General features: G+C 59.3%; 1 protein-coding gene. It reads right to left on the reverse strand.

The genetic code is table 11. The features are described from left to right. Nucleotides 1-249: 249 nt before the first annotated feature. Nucleotides 250-969, reverse strand: a complete 720-nt coding sequence (locus AC1DSG_RS31255) for a FadR/GntR family transcriptional regulator (RefSeq protein WP_477794308.1) — start codon at nucleotides 967-969, stop codon at nucleotides 250-252. Nucleotides 970-1,225 lie beyond the last annotated feature (256 nt).

Genomic DNA, 1,225 nt, shown 5'->3' on the forward strand with positions numbered 1-1,225 from the left:
GGATACGATAAACCGGCTTAGCCGCATAGCTTGAACCGCCGTATACGGATCCGTACGTACGGTGGTGTGAGAGGACGGCGGATGTAAATCCGCCTCCTACTCGATCTCGGATTCGACTAAAGTCCCTGTGGGAGCGAGCCTGCTCGCGATAGCGGCGGTACATTCAACATTGATATTGACTGACACTACACCATCGTGAGCAGGCTTGCTCCCACAGGGGGGATTTGTAACTTTTGGATTAGTGTCGTGTCAGTTGGGATCGCTACCCAACACCACATTCAACGCACTACGCGCATCATCCAGCTGCACCAGTGTCGCGTGCCGTGCGCCGAGCGCATCGCGGTTTTCGATGGCCGTGAGGATTGCCTTGTGCCGAGGCAGCGCCAGTTCATGCAGGTTCGGCCGCTGGTTGGAGTGCTTCAACGCTTCGGCAATCGCCACCGACAACATGTTGCACAGGTTGGCCAGCAAGTCGTTGTGGGTTGCATCGGCGATCCGGCTGTGGAAGTCCAGATCAGGTTGCAGCAAGGCCTCCGGCGTCGGCGCGGCCTCCATGCGTTGGTAGGCTTCGCCGATGGACGCGATGTCCGCCTCCGTGGCGAACTGTGCGGCCAGTGCGGCGACGGCGGGCTCGATGATGCTGCGCACGCTGGTCAGCAAATCGAAAAATTCGTTCTGCGGGCTGCTTTGCATCAACCAATGCAACACATCCGGGTCAAGCATGTGCCATTCCTTGCGCTGCTTGACCACCGTGCCGACCCTCGGGCGGGAATACACCAGACCCTTGGCGACCAAAACCCGGGTGGCTTCGCGCAGGACCGGCCGACTGACCGCGTATTCCTCGCACAATAGGGCTTCGGCGGGCAGTTTGTCACATGGCTTGAAACGCCCGGAAACGATCTGCATGCCCAGTTCCTGGACAATGCGCGAGTGCATGCTTTTACGGTCGGACGGTTTGCGGTAATCCATGGGGAGCGGCGCGGTCCTGTGCGAGGGGGTGTTGCGCATGATAACAGGCGCAACGGAATCTTGAGGCAGATGCAAATCAAATGTGGGAGCGAGCCTGCTCGCGAAGGCGGAGTGTCAGTCGATATCATCTTGACTGGTACACCGCCTTCGCGAGCAGGCTCGCTCCCACATTTGATTTGCATCTGCCTCAAGATTCCGTTGCGCCTGTTATCATGCGCAACACCCCCTCGCACAGGACCGCGCCGCTCCCCATGGA

This window comes from Pseudomonas sp. P5_A12 (assembly GCF_056400685.1).

Excerpts from the sequence above, each read along its gene's own strand:
- AC1DSG_RS31255 (WP_477794308.1), bottom strand. The coding sequence starts at position 969 with ATGGATTACCGCAAACCGTCCGACCGTAAAAGCATGCACTCGCGCATT.